The 4,417-nt window shown below is 44.0% G+C and carries 3 protein-coding genes; all 3 read left to right on the top strand.

Features of this window, described 5'->3' with window-relative positions; genetic code table 11:
- On the top strand, positions 1 to 78 hold a 78-nt coding region (locus ACT3SX_RS14050), incomplete at its 5' end, for a hypothetical protein (RefSeq protein ID WP_444518654.1).
- Positions 79 to 205: 127 nt separating this feature from the next.
- Complete coding sequence (lldD, locus tag ACT3SX_RS14055; protein ID WP_068408375.1) at positions 206 to 1,348, top strand: FMN-dependent L-lactate dehydrogenase LldD; 1,143 nt, start codon at positions 206 to 208, stop codon at positions 1,346 to 1,348.
- 270 nt (positions 1,349 to 1,618) lie between these two features.
- Positions 1,619 to 4,393: a phosphoenolpyruvate carboxylase gene (ppc, locus tag ACT3SX_RS14060; RefSeq protein ID WP_442070101.1), complete on the top strand. Its 2,775-nt coding sequence runs from the start codon at positions 1,619 to 1,621 to the stop codon at positions 4,391 to 4,393.
- Positions 4,394 to 4,417: the final 24 nt, after the last annotated feature.

Below are 4,417 nucleotides of genomic sequence, written 5' to 3' on the forward strand. Positions count from 1 at the left end.
CTAGACCCAACCAATAGCTTTAATCCCGGCATCGGTAAAATGTCGAAAACCAAACGTAACTGCTCGTGCTGTGTGTAATAGTGAGTGTGGGTTGAGCTTGCCGCTTCAAAAATAAGCCAATTGCATCCATCGTTTAGCACTAATCAATAAATAATTAGAGATTCAAAAATATTACATAGATATTTAACAGAATAAGGGCAAGCGTATGATTATTTCATCTCCAAACGACTACAGGGCTGCTGCCAAGCGCCGACTGCCACCATTTCTATTTCATTATATAGATGGCGGGGCTTATGAGGAATATACCTTAAAACATAATGTTGAAGATTTATCGAAAATTGCCCTTAGACAACGTGTACTAAATGATATGTCACTGCTTAGTCTCGAGACGCAGTTATTTAATGAAACTCTGTCTATGCCTGTCGCGTTGTCACCCGTGGGTCTGACAGGTATGTATGCCCGCCGCGGAGAAGTGCAGGCCGCTATGGCAGCCGATCAAAAAGGCATTCCGTTTACCATGTCGACAGTTTCGGTTTGTCCGATTGAAGAAGTAGCGCCTAAAATTAACCGTCCGATGTGGTTTCAGCTTTATGTATTAAAGGACCGAGGTTTTATGAAAAATGCCTTGGAGCGTGCCAAAGCGGCGGGGTGTTCGACCTTGGTTTTTACGGTAGATATGCCAGTACCAGGGGCACGCTACCGAGATATGCACTCTGGTATGAGCGGTAAAAATGCTGCTATGCGCCGTTACTTACAGTCTATGACGCATCCGCAATGGGCATGGGATGTAGGGCTAAATGGCCGTCCGCACGATCTGGGCAATATCTCTACTTATTTAGGTAAGCCAACAGGATTGGAAGACTATATAGGCTGGCTAGGTAATAACTTTGACCCCTCTATTTCTTGGAAAGATTTAGATTGGATTCGCGAGTACTGGGATGGGCCTATGGTCATCAAAGGTATTTTGGACCCAGAAGATGCCAAAGATGCGGTGCGTTTTGGAGCCGACGGCATAGTCGTATCGAATCATGGTGGGCGACAGCTGGACGGTGTTTTATCCAGTGCACGTGCTCTGCCTCCTATTGCCGATGCAGTTAAAGGAGAGATTAAAATTTTAGCCGACTCTGGTATACGTAATGGCTTAGATATTGTGCGTATGTTGGCTTTGGGCGCTGATATTTGCATGCTAGGGCGCGCTTTTATTTATGCTTTAGCAGCGGATGGCGGTGCAGGGGTAAGCAATTTGTTAGAACTGCTAGATAAAGAAATACGCGTCGCAATGACCTTGACTGGTGCCAAAACGATTGCTGATATTAATTCTGACTGTTTAGTAAAGCTGGAGAATTAAACTTGAAGCCGTTAGTTTAGTCATCAATCGTAATAATGAAACTCATAATATTGTTGGCTGACTAGGGATAGACAGATATACCATTACAGGAATGGCTGACCCAGTATCACCAAAAAATAAATGATTAATACATAAAGCTGACAACGTCTTGGCTGATGAGAAGCGAGAGCTTCGAGATCCACATAAACAGGTTAAATGGCTTACACCATAGAAAACCTACATTTAAGACCGCACGACTATATTTGAATGAATTTGATCAGGAGATCAAGGATGACTATTGATAACGACGTACTACGTGAACGCATCAGCTTATTAGGCTCATTTCTAGGAGAGGCGATTTCTCGGCAAACGGGCGAACAAACACTCAACACGATTGAAACCCTACGCCAAGGTTTTATCCAGCAACGCCGGGCGCCTAACGCAGCGAACCAGCAACAACTCATCGACTTTATTGCCTCGTTAGACAACCAAACCTTAAAAAATGTCATCCGCAGCTTTTCTATCTATTTCTTCTTAGCCAATCTCAGTGAAGAAAATTACTTACGAGAACAACGTCAAGCCTTGCGTATGCAATCGGAACATAGCTGGGAAGGCTCGTTTCGGCGTACGCTGCTTGAATGTCGTGAGCGCAATATTGAACCAGCCCAAATGCAAGAGCTGATTGAGCAACTAAAATTTATCCCAGTATTCACCGCCCATCCGACTGAAGCGCGTCGCCGTACGACGATGAATCTATTACAAAGTCTGTTTACGCACAGCGATGCCTTAAACAATCTTGCAGAAGACAGCTTTGCCTACGAACAAGCGAAAGAGAAAACGGCGCAGACGATTGATTTATTATGGTCATCTGATGAAGTGCGTACGCGTAAGCCATTAGTCTATGACGAGATCAATAATGGCCTGCATTATTTCAATGCCAGTTTATTCAGCGCCATTCCCAAAGTTTACCGTAATATTAAAGACGCCATTGTTGATATCTATCCTGAGCTAACAGACTATCCCTTACCGGCGTTCATGAGCTTTGGTTCTTGGATCGGTGGTGACAGAGATGGCAATCCCTTTGTCACTCATGACACCACAGAAATGGCCGTATTGATGCATGCTGATACCGTGCTACGTCATTATCAAGTCTTGATCAAGAAATTGCGCCGTGAACTGATTCACAGCGATACAATTGTCGCTATCGAACCTGACGTGTATACAAAAATTGAAAGTTATCGTGAGCTCGACAGACGAGTCTTTGATTACAATACTGACGATTACAACAATGAGCCGTACCGAAGACTGTTATCGATTATTCTTGCCAAAATAAAATCGACTAATAGCCATATTCAAAGCAAAGGTAGTGATAGCGAGGCTGAAAAAGATGCTTACACCAATCCGCAAGAATTGTTAGAAGATTTACGCATCATTCGGAAAAGTGTCAATACTCACGATACGGCACATGGCGAAGGCTTATTACTTGATATGATTCGTTTGGTCAAAACCTGTGGTTTTCATTTGGCAGCGCTCGATATTCGTCAAGAGTCCTCTTATCATAGCGAGGTGATAGCTGATATTTTTGCCAATGCCTCTAATCTGCCAGATTATCAAATGCTCACTGAAACTGAGCGCCAAGAATGGCTAACGCGCTTACTTGAAAAGCCCGGTACACCGCTCATTTATACCGATAACTTGAGTGATAAAACCCGTGAACAATTAGCCTTGATGAACTCAGTGGCCACATTACGTAAACTGGTCGGACAAGACACGTTCGGTAGTTATGTGATTTCGATGACCAACAATGCCAGTCAATTACTAGAAGTCTTGCTACTCATGCGCTTTGCAGGTTTATGCAAGAGCAATGGTCAAGGGCAGTTGTCTGCTGACTTACCCGTCGCACCCTTGTTTGAAACCATCGAAGATCTTAAAAACATTGATAAGATCTTACCTGCCGTGTTGGACAATCCGCTATATCGAGGGTTGCTTGCGCACTCAGATAATACTCAAGAAATCATGCTAGGTTATTCAGACTCATCGAAAGATGGCGGCATCATTACGTCTGCGTGGCAGCTTTATAGCGCGCAGCAAACCATTAACCATATTGCTGCTGAATATGGCATCAAAACACGCCTGTTTCATGGGCGCGGTGGCTCTGTCAGTCGTGGCGGTGGCTCAACACATAATGCAATTGCCGCTCAGCCCGCAGGGACACTGCATGGAGAAATTAAAGTCACTGAGCAGGGCGAAGTGCTTTATGCCAAATATGCCAACACCGATACTGCTGTATTTGAGCTTACCATGGGTATCACTGGTACGCTTAAAGCGTGCTCAACAAGATTTGTGGTGCAACCGCCTGAACTACCAAATTATGAAGCACTATTTGCGCGTCTAGCAGATGCGGGTGAACGAAGTTATCGTACGCTTACGGACCATACCGAAGGGTTTTATCGGTTCTATTCACAAGTGACGCCAGTGCAGGAAATCTCTTTATTAAATATTGGCTCGCGCCCAGCGCACCGTAATAAAGGGCTGCCAAGTAAGACAACCTTGCGAGCGATTCCTTGGGTATTTGGTTGGTCTTTAGCGCGCTTTACCCTACCAGCTTGGTATGGCGTCGGTAGTGCTCTTCATAGTGTTATCAATGATGAAGCTTTGATGAGGAAGATGATTGACTGCTGGCCATTTTTTAACGTATTTATTAGCAATATTGAAATGGCGTTTACCAAATCTGAGATGAGCATTGCTCAGGCTTATAGCCAGTTATGTGAAGATGAGGGATTACGTGAAAAGATTATGCAAGCGGTAATCGATGAGCATCATCTAACCTTCTCAGGTTTAAACGCTTTGCTTAACCAGACATCGTTATTGGCGCATCAGCAAAGCCTTGCCGCGTCCCTACAATGGCGAAATGCTTATTTAGATCCGATTAACTACATACAAATCGAGTTGTTGAAACGTGCCAGACAAAAAGACACTATATATGATGACGGTGACTTTAGTGTTGAAGATCCATTAATCCGTAGTATCAATGCTTTGGCAGCGGGTCTACGCAATACGGGTTAATTAATAGAGAATTACGTTCAGATA

It is taken from the genome of Psychrobacter sp. AOP31-B2-9 (assembly GCF_052378005.1).
Classification (GTDB): domain Bacteria; phylum Pseudomonadota; class Gammaproteobacteria; order Pseudomonadales; family Moraxellaceae; genus Psychrobacter.